Here is a 17,298-nt window from a genome sequence, read left to right as displayed (position 1 = left end):
CGATAATACTTATCGCGATAAATAGTTCTGGACAAGGCTTCAGATTGCCACTATCAAATAATTATCGCGATAATGATTATCGTGATAGTTAATAAGGAGAGCCAAATGATCCAGAAACTTCTCGCCTCGGCGGCGCTGCTTGCCCTCGCGACCGGCATTTCGCCTGCGGCCGCCCAATCGACCCAACCCGAAACCATCGTCCTCGTGCACGGGGGATTCGTCGACGGTTCCGGCTGGGAGGGCGTCTACAATATCCTGAAGAAGGATGGCTATCAGGTCACCATCGTTCAGAACCCGACGACCACGCTGGCCGACGACGTAGCGGTGACCAAGCGTGCGATCGCCGAAGCCAACGGCAAGGTGATCCTGGTCGGACATTCCTACGGTGGCGTCGTCATCACCGAAGCCGGCAACGATCCCAAGGTCGACAAGCTCGTCTACATCACAGCCTTCGCGCCTGATAAAGGCGAGTCGGTATCATCGCTGATCGCCAACCCGCCGCCCGGCGCGCCGGTGCCGCCGATCCTGCCGCCGCAGGATGGCTTCCTGCACCTCGACAAGGCCAAGTTCGCGGCCTCCTTCGCCGCCGACGTGAAGCCCGAGCTGGCGTCCTTCATGGCCAACGCGCAAGTGCCCTGGGGCGTTGCCGCTCTCAGTGGTGCCGTGACGGAGCCGGCGTGGAAGACCAAGCCGAGCTGGTACCTTGTTGCGACCGCCGACAAGATGATTCCGCCGGATGCCCAGCGCGCCATGGCAAAGCGGGCAGGCGCCTCGGTCGTCGAACAGAGCGGAAGCCACGCGGTCTACGTCTCGCAGTCGAAGGCCGTCGCTGAGCTGATCGAGAAAGCCGCCAAGGCTCACGCGAAGTAAATGGCTCACGCGAAGTAAGCAACCGCTCTACCCATACGTCATTGCGAGCAAAGCGAAGCAATCCATCTCACCGCGTGCTGAGCCATGGATTGCTTCGTCGCTCCGCTCCTCGCAATGACGGGGAGGGGTCAATGCCCATGTTCCGGCAACGTCAGCCCGAACACCTTGGTCAAATCCGCCACCTGCTCCGGCGACAGATAGCGCGGGTTCAGTCCGCGCAGCAGCAGATAGAGCTTTGCGGTCTCTTCCAGTTCTTCGGTCGCGAACACTGCGGCTTCCAGCGTGTCGCCCGACACGACAGGGCCGTGATTGGCGAGCAGCACCGATGAGTATTTCCCGGCGAGCCCCCTGATCGCGTCGGCGACATCAGGGTCGCCGGGACGAAAATACGGCACCAGCGCGGTCTGGCCGCATTTCATCACGTAATAAGCGGTCATCGGCGGCAGCGCCGCGCGCGGGTCGATCTCGGGCAGCATCGAGAGCGCCACCGAATGGGTTGAGTGCAGGTGCACCACCGCGCGGGCCGCGCTGCGGGTTTGATAGAGCGCGGTGTGCAGCGGCACTTCCTTGGTCGGCGCATCGCCGGAGATCAATCGGCCGTCCGCGTCTAGGCGCGACAGCTTGGCGGGATCGAGGAAGCCGAGCGAGGCGTTGGTCGGCGTCACCAGCCAGCCGCCATCATGGACGCGGACGCTGATATTGCCTGACGACCCCGGCGTCAGCCCGCGCTCGAACAGCGAACGGCCGAAGCGGCAGATGTCCTCACGAAGCTTTGTTTCGCTCATGTTTTTCTCTTGGCGCGCAAGCCTTCCGTCTTTTCGCCTTGTCCCATGCTTTGGCAGCGCGGCCAAGCCGTGATAGGCAGGCGTAACGGCTAAGAAAAACTCTCGAGGGATCGTCGCATGTCCAGTTCCGCCAAACCGCGTATCGCCGTGATCGGGCTCGGCTCGATGGGGTTCGGCATGGCGATTTCGCTGAGGCGCGCCGGCCTTGAGGTGACCGGTTGCGACGTGTCGGCCGATGCGGTCGCACGGTTTGTGGCAGATGGCGGCAGGGGCGCGACGACGCCGGCCGAGGCGGCCAAGGATGCCGACATCGTCGTCAGCGTCGTCGTCAATGCGGCACAGACCGAAGCCATCCTGTTCGGCACCGCCGGCGTCGCCGAGGCGATGCCGAAGGACGCTGTATTCGTGTCTTCCGCGACCATGGACCCCGACATCGCGCGGCGCCTGGCCAAGCAGCTCGAGGCGACCGGCCGCCACTATCTTGACGCCCCGATCTCCGGCGGCGCGCAGCGTGCCGCGCAGGGCGAACTCACCATCCTTGCCTCCGGCAGCGCCGCGGCGTTCGCGAAAGCGCGGCCGGCGCTGGATGCGATGGCCGCGAAGCTTTACGAACTCGGCGATGCCGCGGGCGAGGGCGCGGCGTTCAAGATGATCAACCAGCTGCTTGCAGGCGTCCATATCGCGGCGGCCTCGGAGGCGATCGCCTTCGCCGCCAAACAGGGCCTCGATATCCGCAAGGTCTATGAGGTGATCACGGCCTCCGCCGGCAATTCCTGGATGTTCGAGAACCGGATTCCGCATGTGCTTGACGGCGACTATGCGCCGCGCAGCGCGGTCGAGATTTTCGTCAAGGATCTCGGCATCATCCAGGACATGGCGCGCACCGCGCGCTTCCCGGTGCCGGTGTCGGCCGCGGCGTTGCAGATGTTCCTGATGACATCAGCCGCCGGCATGGGCCGCGACGACGATGCCTCGGTGGCGCGGATGTATGCCCAGGTCACCGGCACCAAACTACCCGGCGCGAAATAAGAGGATCTCAAAATGCCCCGCTTTGCCGCCAACCTCTCCATGATGTTCACGGAGGTCCCGTTCCTCGACCGCTTCGAGGCGGCGGCGAAAGCGGGTTTTGCCGCGGTCGAATTCCTGTTTCCCTACGACCATCCGGCCGACGAAGTCGGCAAGCGGCTGCACGGTAACGGCCTGACGCAGGCGCTGTTCAATCTGCCGCCGGGCGACTGGAATGCTGGCGAAAAGGGCTTTGCCGCGCTGCCGGACCGTTTCGCCGATCTGCAGCAGAGCCTGAAGATCGCGCTGCCTTACGCGCAGGCAACTGGCGTCAAGCGGCTGCACTTGATGGCAGGCATCGCCGACCGCAGTGATCTCAAAGCCGTCGCGGCATTCCGCAAGTCGGTCGCCTACGCTGCTGAATTCTTTGCGCCCCACGGCCTCGACGTCGTGATCGAGCCGATCAATTCGCGCAACGTGCCCGGCTATTTCCTCAACGACTTCCTGTTCGCGCGCGACCTCATCAACGAGCTGAGGATTCCGAACCTGAAGCTGCAGTTCGACATCTATCACTGCCAGATCATCCATGGCGACGTGACGATGCGGCTGCGTGAGATGATGCCAATCATCGGCCACATCCAGATCGCCTCGATCCCCTCGCGCAACGAGCCTGACGGAGAGGAGCTGAATTATCCATTCCTGTTCGAGGAGCTCGACCGGCTCGGCTATGGCGGCTTCGTCGGCTGCGAATACAATCCGCGCGGCAAGACCACCGATGGCCTCGCCTGGTTCAAGCCCTATGCCGGAGCAAAATCGTGACGCTGGCAGCGAAACTGGCTCTTGGCTGCATCGCCGATGACTATACCGGCGCCTCCGACCTCGCCAACACGCTGACCCGCGCCGGATTGCGCACTGTGCAGACGATTGGCGTTCCCGCAGATGATCTTGCGCTGCCCGAGGTCGATGCCGTCGTCGTCTCGCTGAAGAGCCGGTCGATCGAGGCTGGTCTCGCGGTGAGCCGCTCGCGCGCCGCCGAGACCTGGCTGCGTGGCCGCGGCGCTCAGCATGTCCTGTTCAAGATCTGCTCGACCTTCGACTCCACCGTTACAGGCAATATCGGCCCGGTGATGGATGCGCTGCGCGCCGATTCCGGCGACGCGATCGTGCTGGTGACGCCGGCCTTTCCGGAAACCGGCCGCACCGTCTATCAGGGCAATCTGTTCGTCGGGGCCGTGCCCCTCAATGAGAGCCCGTTGAAGGACCATCCGCTTAACCCGATGCACGATTCCAACCTTGTGCGGGTGCTGGCGCGGCAGAGCGGAACCATGGTGGGGCTGGTCGATCTGGCGACGCTGACCCGCGGCGCGGATGCGGTCAGGGCCAGGCTCGCCGAGCTCGCGGGCAAAGGCATCGGCGCTGCGATCGTCGACGCCGTGTTCGACCGCGACCTCGAAACCATCGGGCAGGTGGCGCTGGGCCATCGTCTCTCGGTCGGCGCTTCCGGCATCGGGCTTGGACTGGCGCGGGCGCTGGTCGCCTCGGGTCGCGTGAAGCCGGACGCACTGAATGCCACGCCTGACGCGGCGGTCGGAGGGACGGCCGCCTGCCTCGCCGGCAGTTGCTCGCAGGCGACCCTGCAGCAGATCTCCAGCGCTGAGAGGGTGATGCCGGTCTTGCATCTTGATCCCGAACGGGTGGTCGCAGGCCCGGACGAGGCGCGGCGCGCGGTTGCATGGGCAAAGGACCGAATCGGCGACGGACCGGTTCTGATCGCGAGCAGCTCGACCCCCGACGAGGTTGCAGCTCTGCAATCTCGTCATGGCCGTGATGCAGCCGGACATGCCATCGAGCAGGCGATGGCCGACATCGCCGAAGGTCTGGTGCAGTCGGGCGTGCGCAGGCTGGTGGTCGCCGGTGGTGAAACATCGGGCGCCGTGGTCGATCGGCTGCGTATCCCCGGATTCCTCGTCGGTGCGGAAATCGCTGCGGGCGTGCCGGTTTTGCGCGCCGTCGGAGTCAAGAACGGCGAGATGCTGCTTGCCCTGAAATCAGGCAATTTCGGCGGGCCGCAATTTTTCCCGGACGCACTCGCGCTGATGCGCTGACCGCGCGAAGCGCGCCATTTTCAGACGCACATTTTCGACTCAGTAGTTCAACGGGGTTCCAAATTAACTCTACCGCAGGGGCGAGCGGGCATTGATGCCTGTGGCGTCCCGCCGCGCCTGTGTCTCTCCAGCCGTCACGATCGGAAGCTCACGATGCTCGCCAAATACTCGATCCGCGCCAAGCTCATTTCCGTGGTCGCGTTCCTCCTCCTCGTCGTCACGGGCATGGGCCTGCTGGCCGTCAGGGACATGCGGGCGATCAACGCCAACACCGTCGACATCACGACCAACTGGCTGCCGAGCGTGCGGATTCTTGGCGAATTGCGCGCGGGCCTCATCACCTATCGCAACGTGATCCGCGAACACATGCTCGCCGAAACGCTCGAGGAGAAGCTGGCGGCGGAAAGGACCCTGGCCGGTGTGGTCGAGGCCAACACTAAGACCCGTGCGACCTACGAGGCCGTGATTACCTCGCCGGAAGAGCGCGCGCTGTACAATCAGTGGGTCGATACCTGGACGAGGTACAAGAAGGGTACGGACGAGGTCATGGAGCTGTCGCGCAAGGAAGCCGGCAAGATTCCGCATGAAGCCCACGAGCTGAACACCAAGACCGTGAACAAGATCGGTCTGGAGGCTGACGAAATTCTTCGCAAGGACATCGACCTCAACAATACCGGCGCTGACAAGGCAGCCCAGGACGCGGCTGACAACTATTCGTCCGCCTTCATGATGCTTGCCGTGCTGCTCGGAATAGCTCTTGTTGTCGGCGTCGGCGTCAGCTTCTACCTGGTTCGCGACATATCCAGCGGCATTGCCTCGATCGTGACGCCGATGCAGGCGCTGGGCCGCGGCGACCTGACCGCGATCGTGCCGCATCAGGGCGAGAAGACCGAGATCGGCGCGATGGCCGACACGCTGCAGGTGTTCAAGGAAGCCCTGGTCGCCAAGAAGGCGGCCGACGAGGCCGCCGCGGTTGACGCGGAGGCCAAGATCGAGCGCGGCCGCCGGGTCGATGCCATCACGCGCAATTTCGAGACCATGATCGGCGAGATCGTGCAGACGGTGTCGTCGGCCTCGACCCAGCTCGAGGCTTCGGCCGGCACGCTGTCGTCGACCGCCTCTCGCTCGGAGGAGCTGACCACCGCGGTCGCAGCCGCCTCCGAGGAGGCCTCCGCCAATGTGCAGTCGGTGGCCTCGGCCACTGAAGAGTTGTCGTCGTCGGTGACCGAGATCAGCCGCCAGGTGCAGGAATCGGCGCGGATGGCCACTGATGCCGTCGGCCAGGCCCGCACCACCAACGATCGCGTCAGCGAGCTGTCGAAGGCTGCCGCGCGGATCGGCGACGTCGTCGAGCTCATCAACACCATCGCCGGCCAGACCAATTTGCTGGCGCTGAACGCCACCATTGAGGCGGCGCGCGCCGGCGAGGCCGGCCGCGGCTTTGCGGTCGTGGCGTCGGAGGTGAAGGCGCTGGCCGAGCAGACCGCAAAGGCGACCGGCGAGATCGGTCAGCAGATTTCCGGCATCCAGGCCGCGACGCAGGAGTCGGTCGGCGCGATCAAGGAGATCAGCAGCACCATCGAGCGGCTCTCCGAGATTTCCTCGACCATTGCGGCCGCCGTGGAAGAACAGGGCGCTGCGACGCAGGAGATTTCCCGCAACGTGCAGCAGGCCGCGCAGGGCACCCAGCAGGTCTCGTCGAACATCACGGACGTGCAGCGCGGCGCCACCGAGACTGGCTCGGCCTCGAGCCAGGTGCTGTCGGCGGCGCAGTCGCTGTCGGGCGACAGCAACCGTCTCAAGCTCGAAGTCGGCAAGTTCCTGGAGTCGGTCCGCGCCGCCTAAGTCGATCGAGTGCGTTACACCGAAGCATGCCCGGCCTTTGCAAGCCGGGCATTTTTCTTTGCAAATTCATTGTGCAGCGTTCCGTAATTCCACGGGCGGCGTGATTAACGAACCGTAGTTCCATGCGCGTTAGTTTGACACAGCGCTACAGGGCCCAATGCAGAAGAGCCGCTAGCGAATTCCATTACCGACAGAGGCGTTCGATGATGTTCCTGGCGCGATTCCGCATCCTTACGAAGATACTGGCGATTGTGTGCGGGCTCTCCGTCATTGCCGGCATGTTGGCCTATCTCGGAATTTCCTCGCTCAAATCGCTCAGCGAGCGCGGTCAGGTCACAGCCCGCGCGGCGGAGCGCTCGCTACTGTCCGCGCGCGCCAACCAGAACGTGCTTGCGATCAATCGCGCCGAGTTTCGCAGTGCGCTTGATCCTCGCGACGAGAACAGGCTCGCAGCGCGATCGGTCATCGACGAGCAGCTCAAGCTGTTGGAGCAGCGCCTTGCCGAGATCAACAAAACCGAGGATGCGCAGACCATCGCGCTGCTGCCGGACGTGCGATCGGCGCTCTCGACCTATCAGGCCCAACTCAAGCAGACGCTCGATGCGGTCGATGGCGCGAGCGCAGCCGACTTGAGTCAATCGGCCGAGAAGCTTCGCAACATCGCCATGAAGAGCCGTGCGGCGGCGGAGGCGCTCCAGACCAAGGTTCGGGCGGTGGCCGACCGCCAGGATCAGCAGGTCAAGGAAAACGTCAAGGCGAGCGAGCAGGAATATGCGTCGACCTCGGGGCTTTTGATCCTGCTTGCGTCGTCGGGCGTCCTGTTCGGGCTGCTGTTCGGCTTTGTCGTCGGCCAGTACGGCGTCGCGAAGCCGATCCGTGCCGTCGTCGAGCTGCTGCAGCAGCTTGCCAACGGCAATTACGAGGTTGCGGTCCACGGCACCGATCGGCGCGACGAGGTCGGCGACGTCGCCAAGACCGCGCTGGTGTTCAGGGACAACGGCCTCGCCAAGATCCGCATGGAGCAGGAGCAGAAGGAAGCGGAAGCGCGGACCGCCGCGCAGCGCCGCTCCGACATGCTCAAGCTGGCCGACGGCTTCGAGCGTGCGGTCGGTGAGATTGTCGAGACCGTCGCGTCGGCTTCGACTGAGCTCGAGGCATCAGCGACCAATTTGACGTCGACGGCCGAGCGCTCGCAGGAATTGGCGACAACCGTCGCCGCGGCGTCCGAGGAAGCCTCCACAAATGTGCAGTCGGTGGCATCCGCAACCGAAGAGCTGTCGTCGTCGGTCAACGAGATCAGCCGCCAGGTGCAGGAGTCCGCGCGGATGGCTGGCGAAGCGGTCAGCCAGGCCCGCGCGACCAATGATCGGGTCGGTGAACTGTCGAAGGCTGCCGCCCGCATCGGCGACGTGGTCGAGCTCATCAACACCATCGCCGGCCAGACCAACCTGCTGGCGCTCAATGCGACCATCGAGGCGGCGCGCGCCGGCGAGGCCGGCCGCGGCTTCGCCGTGGTGGCGTCGGAAGTGAAGGCGCTGGCCGAGCAGACCGCAAAGGCGACCGGGGAGATCGGCCAGCAGATTTCCGGCATCCAGGCCGCGACCCAGGACTCCGTGAGCGCGATCCGGGACATCAGCTCGACCATCGAGCGGCTGTCGGAGATTTCCTCCACCATCGCCGCCGCCGTGGAAGAGCAGGGGGCCGCGACCCAGGAGATCTCCCGCAACGTCCAACAGGCGGCCGAAGGCACCGGGCAGGTCTCGGCCAACGTCGCCTATGTCCAGCGCGGCGCCAGCGAGACCGGTTCGGCTTCGGCGCAGGTGCTCGGTGCCGCGCAGTCACTTTCGGGTGACAGCAACCGTCTCAAGCTCGAAGTTGGCAAATTCCTGAGCACGGTGCGGGCAGCCTGAGCAGCCGGTGCGGGGTTTCTCACCAAGCTATGCCAAGGAAGTGAAGGCCACCCACGCTGCGCGGGTTGGCGTTTGGCTTCGCATCGGGTAAATCGACCCCTAGTGGAACGGCTTTTTTTGAAACGCCGATTCCCTTGCCTGGGCAGGCCTTTTCGGGAATTTCGGGAATACTCCTTCTATGATCGCACTGGTGCGTATCGCGCTGAGCCGGCCCTATACTTTCGTCGTGCTCGCGCTGCTGCTGCTTATCATCGGACCGCTGGCGGCGCTGCGCACGCCGACCGACATCTTTCCGGATATTCGCATTCCCGTGATCGGCGTGGTCTGGCAGTACACCGGCTTGCCGCCGGACCAGATGTCCGGGCGCATTACCTCACCGTTCCAGCGCTCGTTGACCACGACGGTCAACGACATCGAGCATATCGTCGCCAATTCCTATAACGGCGTCGGCATCGTCAAGATCTTCTTCCAGCCCAATGTCGATATCCGCACCGCCAACGCGCAGGTCACCGCGATCTCGCAGACGCTGCTCAAGCAATTGCCGCCGGGCTCGACGCCGCCGCTGATCCTGAACTACAGCGCGTCCACCGTGCCGATCATCCAGGTCGCGCTGTCGGGTGAAGGCCTGACCGAGCAGAACCTCGCCGATATCGGCATCAACCAGCTGCGCACGCCGCTGGTCACGGTGCCTGGTGCGGCGATCCCGTATCCGTTCGGCGGCAAGCAGCGCCAGGTCCAGATCGACCTCAACTCGGCGGCGCTGCAGGCACGCGGTTTGTCGGGACAGGACGTCGCCAACGCGCTCGCGGCGCAGAACCTGATCACGCCGGTCGGCACCCAGAAGATCGGCGGCTTCGAATACACCGTCAATCTCAACAACTCGCCGCTCAAGATCGACGAGCTTGGCAACCTCCCGATCAAGACCGTCAACGGCGCGATGGTCTATGTGCGCGACGTCGCCACCGTGCGCGACGGCAACCCGCCGCAAACCAACATCGTGCATGTCGACGGCAACCGTTCGGTGCTGATGATGGTGCTGAAGGCCGGCGCGACCTCGACGCTCGATATCATCTCCGGCATCAAGCAGAAGGTGATCGAGGTCAAGGACCAACTGCCGGACGCGCTCAAGATCGGCTTCATCGGCGACCAGTCAGTGTTCGTGCGCGGCGCGATCCAGGGCGTCGCCTTCGAGGGCGTGATCGCAGCGCTGCTGACCAGCGTCATGATCCTGCTGTTCCTCGGCAGCTGGCGCTCGACGGTCATTATCGCGGTGTCGATCCCGCTATCGGTGCTCGGCGCCATCATCATGCTGTCGGCGATCGGCGAAACGCTGAACATCATGACGCTCGGCGGCCTTGCGCTCGCGGTCGGCATCCTCGTCGACGACGCCACCGTGACGATCGAGAACATCAATTATCACCTCGAACAGGGCAAGCCGGTCGAGCAGTCGATCCTCGATGGCGCCAACCAGATCGTGACGCCGGCCTTCGTCTCGCTGCTCTGCATCTGCATCGTGTTCGTGCCGATGTTCTTCCTGACCGGCGTGGCGCGCTTCCTGTTCGTTCCGATGGCGGAAGCGGTGATGTTCGCGATGATCTGGTCGTTCATCCTGTCGCGCACGCTGGTGCCGACCATGGCGAACTATTTACTCCAGCCGCATGTGCACCACGAGGGCGCGCCGCCGACGTCACGCAATCCTCTGGTCTGGTTCCAGCGCGGCTTCGAGGCGCGGTTCGAAGGCATCCGCGGCGGCTATCGCGGCCTGCTGGCGATGGCGCTCGGCCACCGCGCGGTGTTCGTGACCGGCTTTCTTGCGGTCGTTGCGGCGTCGTTCCTGCTGGTGCCGTTCCTGGGACGTAATTTCTTTCCGTCGGTCGACGCCGGCAACATCCTGATGCACGTCCGCACCCAGGTCGGCACCCGCGTCGAGGAGAGCGCCAACCAGCTCGCCGACATCCAGAAGGCGGTCCGCAAGCTGGTCCCCGGTGAGATCGAGACGCTCACCGACAACATCGGCATGCCGATCTCCGGCATCAACATGACCTACAACAACACCGGCGTGATCGGCCCGCAGGATGGCGACGTCCAGATCAAGCTGAAGGAAGGCCACCGACCGACCGAGGAACATGTGCGCACGCTGCGTGAGCAGTTGCCGCGGCTGTTCCCCGGCGTCAGCTTCTCGTTCCTGCCGGCCGACATCGTCAGCCAGATCCTGAACTTCGGCGCCCCGGCGCCGATCGATTTGCAGGTCCGCGGCGCCAACATCGAAGCCAACTTCGCCTACGCCAACAAGCTCCTGAGCAGGATCCGCAAGATTCCCGGCATCGCGGATGCGCGGATCCAGCAATCGCCGAATAGCCCGACCTTCAACATCGATGTCGACCGCACCCGCGCGCAATATGTCGGCCTGACCGAGCGCGACGTCACCAACGCCCTTGTGGTCAATCTCGCCGGCTCCTCGCAGGTCGCGCCGACCTACTACCTCAATCCTGACAACGGCGTGTCCTATTCGATTGTGATGCAGACGCCGCAGTACCAGATCGACTCCTTGAGCGCGCTGCAGGCGCTGCCGATCACCGCGACCGGCAACACGCAGGCGCCGATCCTCGGCGGCATCGCCGACATCAAGCGCTCGACCTCGAGCGCGGTGGTGTCGCAATACGACATCCAGTCGCTGGTGCAGATCTACGCAACGACGCAGGGCCGTGACCTCGGCGCTGTCGCCACCGAGGTGCGGGCGCTGATATCCGAGACCGCCAAGGAGGTGCCGAAGGGCTCGTCCGTGGTGCTGCTGGGCCAGGTGCAGACCATGAACTCGGCCTTCACCGGCCTGTTGTTCGGCCTGCTCGGCGCCGTCGTGCTGATCTACTTCCTGATCGTCGTGAACTTCCAGTCCTGGTCGGACCCGTTCGTGATCATCACGGCGCTGCCCGCAGCGCTCGCCGGTATTGTCTGGATGCTGTTCACGACGCAGACGACGCTGTCGGTGCCGGCGCTGACCGGCGCCATCATGTGCATGGGCGTGGCGACCGCCAACAGCGTGCTCGTGATCAGTTTCGCCCGCGAGCGCTACGAGGAACTCGGCGATCCCGTCGCGGCCGCGCTGGAGGCCGGGTTCGTCCGGTTCCGCCCGGTGCTGATGACGGCGCTCGCCATGATCATCGGCATGGCGCCGATGGCGCTGGGACTGGGCGAGGGCGGTGAGCAGAATGCCCCGCTCGGCCGGGCCGTGATCGGCGGCCTGATCTTTGCAACCTTTGCAACGCTGATGTTTGTTCCCGTGGTATTCAGTATGGTACACAAGAAACAAGGCGCCAAGGCCGCCGCCTCATCGGAGATTCCGCATGCCGCCCACTGAACAGCGCCCGCCGGTTTCGCACCGGAAATTGGGCATATTCGGCGTGGTGGCGTTGATCGCCGCAGGCCTGATCGTCGGAACCGGCATTCGCGCCCGCGAGGAGCAGGGTACGCGGCTGAAGGAATGGACCGAGGATCAGGCGATTCCGACCGTCGCCGTGGCCTTGCCAAACGCCAGGGCCTCGAACCCGACCCTCGACCTGCCGGGCCGGCTGGAGGCGTACTCGCGCGCGCCGATCTTCGCGCGGGTTTCCGGATACCTCAAGAGCTGGAACGCGGATATGGGCGCGCGGGTCAAGGCTGGCCAGGTCATCGCCGAGATCGAGGCCCCCGACCTCGACCAGCAATTGCTGCAAGCGCGCGCCGATCTGGCGAGCGCACAGGCCAACGCCAAGCTCTCGGAGGCCACGCTGACCCGGCGCAAGACGCTGGTCGCGTCGAACTTCGTCTCGGCGCAGGAGATCGACGAGCGCACCGCCGACCTCTCCAGCAAGAACGGCGCGGTCAATTCCGGCCAGGCCAATGTCGAGCGGCTGGAAGCGCTCGCCGGCTACAAGAAGATCACGGTGCCGTTCGACGGCATCGTCACGTCGCGTGACACCGACGTCGGCGCGCTGATCAATGCCGGCGGCAACTCGGGCCCGGCGATGTTCACGGTCTCGGACATCAGCAAGCTGCGCGTTTACGTCAACGTGCCGCAGACCTACGTGCCGGCGATCAAGATCGGCGCTAAGGCGACGATTTTGATGCCGGAATATCCGAACCGGACGTTCCTGGCGACGGTGGAAGCCTCCTCGCAGGCGGTCGATGTCGCCTCCGGCACCACGCGGATGCAGCTCGGGCTCGACAATTCCAGTGGCGAGCTGATGCCGGGCGGCTACGCCAGCGTGAAGCTCAGCCTGCAGCGCGATTCCACGCCGCTGAGCATTCCCGCCAGCGCGCTGATCTTCAACAGCAGCGGATTGCGGGTCGCGACTGTCGGCTCAGACGACAAGGTGCTGTTCAAGACGGTGACGATCGGGCGCGACCTCGGCAAGGAGATCGAGCTGGCGTCGGGCCTTGCGGCCGATGACCGCGTCATCACCGCGCCGCCGGACGGCCTCGCCGATGGCGACCATGTGCGCGTGGTCGGGGTCGGCGCCAAGGGCAAGCCGACGACGGCCTCCGAAAAGCAGGACGTGAAGGGGTAAGGCGTTCGGCGCGGCGCGCCCCGCTCTTCCTTAACCTCGCCCCGCTTGCGGGGAGAGGTCGGATCGCATCGCCAGATGCGATCCGGGAGGGGGTACAGGTCTATCGATAGATCGAAACCGCGGAGACAGCCCCTCACCCCAGCCCTCTCCCCGCAAGAGCGGGGCGAGGGAGAACTCCTACCCCACCCGCCATTCCAGCATGCCGTCATCCGCCGTGACGATGTCGCCGAGCGAGCCGACCGGCGTGCGATCCATATTCTGCAGATAGGCCAGCGTCGCCGTATCATCAGCGGGGATGCGGCCGAGGGTACGCCGGTTATCTTCCGTGCGCAGCATGGCCACGCCATGTTCGACCTCGCCATTGCCGCGATAGATCACGGTGAAGGCCTCGACCTTGCCCTTGCCTTGGGCCTCGGTGGTGAACTCGGGCACGTCGCGTCTGTTGCGGTCGGCCTCGGCCTGCACGCTGATGTCCTGCTTCAGCACTTGCTTCGGCGCCGCGCGTGACAGCACCAGGCCATGATGCTTGGTCACGAAGCCGCCCTGGCCGTAGAGCAGGCCGAGCGTGCCGCCGGTTCTCAATTTGCGCACCATCGCGCAGGCCGCATGCGTCATGTAGGTGTTGAGCGGCGCGCCGAAGAACGTCAGCCCGCCGGTCACGGTCGGCTGCACGTCAGGGCCGAGACCGAGCGTCCGCCGCGCCATCTTCGGCACACAGGGGAAGCAGCTATAGAGCTCGATGGCGTCGAACTTCCTGCCGTCGCCCTCGATGAGATCCATTACCGTCTTCAGCACCGCGGTCTGCGCATGGCTCTCGACGAACTGATCGCGGGTCAGATAATCGCGCGGCTCTTCGGCAGAGGCGCCGCCGAGCGGGTAGATCAGCTTCTCCTCCGGCACGCCGGCGGCGCGCGCCTTGGCCAGGCTGGTGAGTATCATCGCGCCACCCATGTTCACCATCGGGTTCGCCACCATCAGCTTTGTGTAGGGCCAGGCGATCATCCGGTTGTCCGGGGTCGGCGTCGTGATCTGGTCGCCGGTGAAATGCTTCTTCAGCCAGGAGTTCGGATTGTCGGCCGCGACGCGCGCATAGGTCGACCACAGTTCGCCCGACTCCGTCAGCGCCTCGCGCGGCGTCTGGCCCCAATGCGCCGAGGTTGCGGATTCATAGAGCGGATAGACCGTGATCGGCCGGAACACGCCGAGCGCCACCGCCATCGGTTTCTGGAATGCGGCGCCGCGCTTCGGCTCTTCGACGTCATGCGCGAATGGCGTCCACGGCAACGCGACGCCGGCGCGCTGCGCTTTCGTTGCGGTCGACTGCGCCTCGGCACCACAAACTGCCGCAACGCTGCATTCGCCGCGCGCGATGCGCTGTGCCGCCTCGTGCAAATAGCGGATCGGGCTCTCGCCGCCGACCGGGCCGTAATAGAGATGCGCAGGCGTAATGCCGAGGCGCTGCGCCAGCTGCTTCTCGGGATCGCGGTAGCGCCAGCTCAGGAAGTTGACGATGTCGAGCGACTGGATCTCGCCAAGCAGTTTTGCGCCGCTGTCGGCCTCGGCGCGCTGCAGCGCCTGTTCCAGCAGCGCCAGCGGCTCGAGGCCGGCAACGATGTCCTTCGGGCGATCGACGATCTCGCCAACGCCGACAATGACGGGAATACGGTCTTCGGGGGATGCGGTCATTTTCTTGTTCACTTTGAGAGATTGAATTCGATGGTGCCTTTAGCCGTCATTGCGAGCCAACGGGTCGCGCGAATGCGCGCCCGATGACAGGCTCCGCGAAGCAATCCACGCCGCAACTCGGGGAAAGATGGATTGCTTCGTCGATCCGCTCCTCGCAGTGACGGCGAGGGCCATCACTCCGCCACCAGCGCGTTCATGTGCTCGACGGCTTCGGCAAAGTCTTCCTTGAATTCCTGCACCACGGCGCCTGCGGATTTCACGCTGTCGATCAGGCCGACGCCCTGGCCGACGAAGTAGCTGACGAGATCGCGCGCCTTGGCGTTACCGGCGGCCGCGGCGCGGTCGATCGAGTTGAAGGCGTCGCGACTGATGATGCTTTGCAGCGGCATCGGCAGCGCGCCGGGGCACTCGGGCGAGCGGTCCCACGCATCGGTCCAGACCGAGCGGAGTTGTCGTGCCGGCTTGCCGGTGCGGCCCTTGGAGCGCACCGCGTCGCGCGAGGACGCCGCGATCATCTTCTCGCGAAAAATTTCCGACGTCTCCGATTCCACGGTGGCGAGCCACACCGAACCGGTCCACGCACCCGCCGCGCCCATCGCCATGCAGGCCGCCATCTGTCGGCCGGTCATGATGCCGCCGGCGGCCAGCACCGGCACGTCGCGGATCGGCGTGATCGCCTTGATCACCTCCGGCACCAGCACCATGGTCGAGACCTCGCCGCAATGCCCGCCGGCCTCGGTGCCCTGCACGACAAGGATATCGACGCCGGCCGCAACCTGGCGCAGCGCATGCTCCTTGGCGCCGACCAGGGCGGCGACCGGCACGCCATGTTTCTTGCCGCGATCGATCATCGCCTTCGGCGGCACGCCGAGCGCATTCGCGATCAGTTTAATTGGATGACGAAAGGACACGTCGAGCAGCTCTAGCGCAGTTTCCGCGTCGAATGGCTGCGGCTGGTTGTCGGCGACGTTTTTGGTGGTGAGCTCGATGTCGTACTTCTTGAGGAGATTGCGGGTGAAGTCGCGATGCTCCTGCGAGACGCGCTTCTCCAAGCTCTTCCAGGTGACGTTCTTCTCGCCCGAGGTCGAGATGTTCTCGGGGATCAGCACGTCGATGCCGTAGGGCTTGCCATCGACATGCGCGTCGATCCAGGTCAACTCCTGCTCCAGCGTCTCCGGTGAATGCGCCGTTGCGCCGAACACACCGAACCCGCCGGCGCGGCTGACCGCCGCCACCACGTCGCGGCAATGGCTGAAGGCAAGCAGGGGGAATTCGATTCCCAGCATGTCGCAAACAGGTGATTTCATGGATGCGTTCTCTCCCGGCGGCAGCTTATTGTGTTTTTTTGCATCAGGCCCCGCGACGCTAGCGCTCATGGACGGTCAAGCCAAGCGGGTTTCGCTTGCTGCGATCTTGCGTGCAGGCGCTGCCGTGGCCGCATCCTCGGCGATGCATTCCGTACGGCAAAAAAAGCCGGTGCCGTAGGGTGGGCAAAGCGAAGCGTGCCCACCATCTAGTGCACGAGATGGAAACCAGGAGCCGCAAGTGACCGATACCCCTGCCTACGAGCCGCCGAAAGTCTGGACCTGGAACAAGGAGAGCGGCGGGCGTTTCGCCAGCATCAACCGGCCGATCGCAGGTCCCACGCATGACAAGGAATTGCCGGTCGGACTTCATCCGCTGCAATTGTATTCCCTGGCGACGCCGAACGGGGTCAAGGTCACGGTGATGCTGGAAGAGCTGCTGGCGGCCGGGCACAAGGGTGCGGAGTACGATGCCTGGCTGATCAAGATCGACGGCAACCAGTTCGGCAGCGGCTTTGTCGACGTCAATCCGAACTCGAAGATCCCGGCGCTGATGGACCGCAGCGGGCCGGAGCCTGTCCGGGTTTTTGAATCGGCCTCGATCATGGTCCATCTCGCCGAAAAATTCGGCGCCTTCCTGCCGACCGACGTCAAGACCCGCGCCGAAACCTTCTCCTGGCTGTTCTGGCAGATGGGCGCCGCGCCCTATCTCGGCGGCGGGTTTGGCCACTTCTACGCCTATGCGCCGACCAAGATCGAATATGCCATCGACCGCTTTGCGATGGAGGTGAAGCGGCAGCTCGACGTGCTCGATCGCCGGCTCGCCGACAACGAATATCTCGCAGGCAGCGTCTACACCATCGCCGACATGGCGGTGTGGCCGTGGTATGGCGGGCTCGCCAAGGGATTGCTGTACGGCGGCGGTGAATTCCTGTCGGTACAGGACTACAAGAACGTGCAGCGCTGGACCGATGCGATCGCGGAACGGCCCGCGGTGAAGCGCGGCCGCATGGTCAACCGCACCTGGGGCGAGCCCTCGAGCCAGCTCCACGAGCGCCACGACGCCGGTGATTTCGACACCAGGACGCAGGACAAGATCGGCGAGCCGGCCGCGTCGTAAGTTAGTGTCGCGGGAGCGATCTCAATCCACCTCGCCCCGCGTGCGGGGAGAGGTCGGAACGCATCGTTAGATGCGTTCCGGGTGAGGGGGACCGTCCGCACACGCGTCTATCGAATTTGCG

At 64.6% G+C, this 17,298-nt stretch carries 12 protein-coding genes; 9 read left to right on the top strand and 3 right to left on the bottom strand.

Annotated elements, in window-relative coordinates; translation table 11 throughout:
- Nucleotides 1-105 precede the first annotated feature (105 nt).
- Entirely contained in the window at nucleotides 106-870 is a 765-nt protein-coding gene (locus tag UP09_RS13310; RefSeq protein ID WP_082070121.1) for an alpha/beta fold hydrolase, read from the top strand.
- A 128-nt stretch (nucleotides 871-998) separates the two neighbouring features.
- Here the strand turns inward: UP09_RS13310 and otnC are convergent, their stop codons facing one another.
- The gene (gene otnC / locus UP09_RS13305) at nucleotides 999-1,655 is read right to left on the bottom strand and encodes a 3-oxo-tetronate 4-phosphate decarboxylase (RefSeq protein ID WP_044538650.1); all 657 of its coding nucleotides are present in this window, start codon (nucleotides 1,653-1,655) and stop codon (nucleotides 999-1,001) included.
- A gap of 117 nt (nucleotides 1,656-1,772) precedes the next feature.
- Between otnC and ltnD the strand changes: the two genes are divergently transcribed.
- The 7 genes from ltnD (at nucleotide 1,773) to UP09_RS13270 (ending at nucleotide 13,067) form a co-directional block, all read left to right on the top strand.
- The gene (ltnD, locus tag UP09_RS13300; protein WP_044538649.1) at nucleotides 1,773-2,684 is read left to right on the top strand and encodes an L-threonate dehydrogenase; all 912 of its coding nucleotides are present in this window, start codon (nucleotides 1,773-1,775) and stop codon (nucleotides 2,682-2,684) included.
- Nucleotides 2,685-2,696: 12 nt separating this feature from the next.
- Nucleotides 2,697-3,479, top strand: coding sequence for a 2-oxo-tetronate isomerase (gene otnI, locus UP09_RS13295; protein WP_044538648.1), 783 nt, complete (start codon nucleotides 2,697-2,699; stop codon nucleotides 3,477-3,479).
- Nucleotides 3,476-4,765, top strand: a complete 1,290-nt coding sequence (otnK, locus tag UP09_RS13290) for a 3-oxo-tetronate kinase (RefSeq protein WP_044538646.1) — start codon at nucleotides 3,476-3,478, stop codon at nucleotides 4,763-4,765. The genes otnI and otnK overlap by 4 nt, the downstream gene beginning before the upstream one ends.
- A 153-nt stretch (nucleotides 4,766-4,918) precedes the next feature.
- Complete coding sequence (locus UP09_RS13285) at nucleotides 4,919-6,610, top strand: methyl-accepting chemotaxis protein (protein WP_044538645.1); 1,692 nt, start codon at nucleotides 4,919-4,921, stop codon at nucleotides 6,608-6,610.
- Between the two features lie 203 nt (nucleotides 6,611-6,813).
- Complete coding sequence (locus UP09_RS13280) at nucleotides 6,814-8,520, top strand: methyl-accepting chemotaxis protein (RefSeq protein ID WP_044538644.1); 1,707 nt, start codon at nucleotides 6,814-6,816, stop codon at nucleotides 8,518-8,520.
- Nucleotides 8,521-8,698: 178 nt separating this feature from the next.
- Complete coding sequence (locus tag UP09_RS13275; protein WP_044538643.1) at nucleotides 8,699-11,878, top strand: efflux RND transporter permease subunit; 3,180 nt, start codon at nucleotides 8,699-8,701, stop codon at nucleotides 11,876-11,878.
- Nucleotides 11,865-13,067: an efflux RND transporter periplasmic adaptor subunit gene (locus tag UP09_RS13270; RefSeq protein ID WP_044538642.1), complete on the top strand. Its 1,203-nt coding sequence runs from the start codon at nucleotides 11,865-11,867 to the stop codon at nucleotides 13,065-13,067. Before UP09_RS13275 ends, UP09_RS13270 begins: the two co-directional genes overlap by 14 nt.
- Nucleotides 13,068-13,244: 177 nt before the next feature.
- On the opposite strand, the gene UP09_RS13265 is transcribed toward UP09_RS13270, so the two are convergent.
- Complete coding sequence (locus UP09_RS13265) at nucleotides 13,245-14,753, bottom strand: acetyl-CoA acetyltransferase (RefSeq protein ID WP_044538640.1); 1,509 nt, start codon at nucleotides 14,751-14,753, stop codon at nucleotides 13,245-13,247.
- Between the two features lie 173 nt (nucleotides 14,754-14,926).
- Nucleotides 14,927-16,060 carry a nitronate monooxygenase gene (locus UP09_RS13260; RefSeq protein WP_044538638.1) on the bottom strand — a complete coding sequence of 378 codons (1,134 nt, stop codon included), beginning with the start codon at nucleotides 16,058-16,060 and terminating at the stop codon, nucleotides 14,927-14,929.
- Nucleotides 16,061-16,298: 238 nt separating this feature from the next.
- On the opposite strand from UP09_RS13260, the gene yghU reads away from it, so the two are divergent.
- Nucleotides 16,299-17,177 (top strand): glutathione-dependent disulfide-bond oxidoreductase, encoded by an 879-nt coding sequence (gene yghU / locus UP09_RS13255; RefSeq protein ID WP_044538637.1) that lies wholly within the window; start codon nucleotides 16,299-16,301, stop codon nucleotides 17,175-17,177.
- The last annotated feature ends 121 nt before the right edge of the window (nucleotides 17,178-17,298 follow it).

The sequence above is a fragment of the Bradyrhizobium sp. LTSP885 genome (assembly GCF_000938305.1).
Lineage (GTDB): Bacteria > Pseudomonadota > Alphaproteobacteria > Rhizobiales > Xanthobacteraceae > Bradyrhizobium.
The sequence above is the reverse complement of the archived record's forward strand: the minus strand, read 5'-3'. Positions and strand labels throughout refer to the sequence as shown.

Excerpts from the sequence above, each read along its gene's own strand:
- otnC (WP_044538650.1), bottom strand. The coding sequence starts at position 1,655 with ATGAGCGAAACAAAGCTTCGTGAGGACATCTGCCGCTTCGGCCGTTCG.
- UP09_RS13270 (WP_044538642.1), top strand. The coding sequence starts at position 11,865 with ATGCCGCCCACTGAACAGCGCCCGCCGGTTTCGCACCGGAAATTGGGC.
- ltnD (WP_044538649.1), top strand. The coding sequence starts at position 1,773 with ATGTCCAGTTCCGCCAAACCGCGTATCGCCGTGATCGGGCTCGGCTCG.
- UP09_RS13275 (WP_044538643.1), top strand. The coding sequence starts at position 8,699 with ATGATCGCACTGGTGCGTATCGCGCTGAGCCGGCCCTATACTTTCGTC.
- UP09_RS13265 (WP_044538640.1), bottom strand. The coding sequence starts at position 14,753 with ATGACCGCATCCCCCGAAGACCGTATTCCCGTCATTGTCGGCGTTGGC.
- UP09_RS13260 (WP_044538638.1), bottom strand. The coding sequence starts at position 16,060 with ATGAAATCACCTGTTTGCGACATGCTGGGAATCGAATTCCCCCTGCTT.
- UP09_RS13310 (WP_082070121.1), top strand. The coding sequence starts at position 106 with ATGATCCAGAAACTTCTCGCCTCGGCGGCGCTGCTTGCCCTCGCGACC.
- UP09_RS13285 (WP_044538645.1), top strand. The coding sequence starts at position 4,919 with ATGCTCGCCAAATACTCGATCCGCGCCAAGCTCATTTCCGTGGTCGCG.
- UP09_RS13280 (WP_044538644.1), top strand. The coding sequence starts at position 6,814 with ATGATGTTCCTGGCGCGATTCCGCATCCTTACGAAGATACTGGCGATT.
- otnI (WP_044538648.1), top strand. The coding sequence starts at position 2,697 with ATGCCCCGCTTTGCCGCCAACCTCTCCATGATGTTCACGGAGGTCCCG.